Origin of the sequence: Curtobacterium sp. MMLR14_002, from assembly GCF_001864975.1 — a bacterium.
Lineage (GTDB): Bacteria > Actinomycetota > Actinomycetes > Actinomycetales > Microbacteriaceae > Curtobacterium > Curtobacterium flaccumfaciens.
The window spans coordinates 1-331 of sequence record NZ_MJGT01000121.1 but is presented as its reverse complement, the minus strand read 5'-3'; the positions used below and the strand labels follow the sequence as shown (position 1 = coordinate 331).

At 63.1% G+C, this 331-nt stretch carries 1 protein-coding gene; it reads left to right on the top strand.

Annotated elements, in window-relative coordinates; translation table 11 throughout:
* Positions 1–144: 144 nt before the first annotated feature.
* The coding region (locus tag BIU91_RS19235; protein WP_216099688.1) for a hypothetical protein at positions 145–331 on the top strand (187 nt) is incomplete at its 3' end.

The window sequence follows — 331 nt, the reverse complement described above, 5'->3', positions numbered from 1 at the left end:
CGGCCGTCCTTCGCTGCCCGTGAGCTCTACTCTGCGCTCTACGACCTACACCTCGAGGCGGAGGCGTCGTCGGCGACGCATGAGGTCGTATGGGGTCATGTGGTCATGTCTGCGCGTGACGGAGAGTCGGAGATCGTTGCGCCAATGCTCACGACTCCGGTGTCGGTTCAGCTAGGGCCAGAAGACTCCGTCATCCGCGTGATTCCGGAGCAGGCGGTCGAACTCGAGCTCGACAGTGTTGAGGGCACTGACCTGAACGGCCGAGACGGCCTGGTAAAGCTTCGCTCTGTCCTGCGGGAAACGCCTCCCGACCCTTGGGACAGTCAAGAGC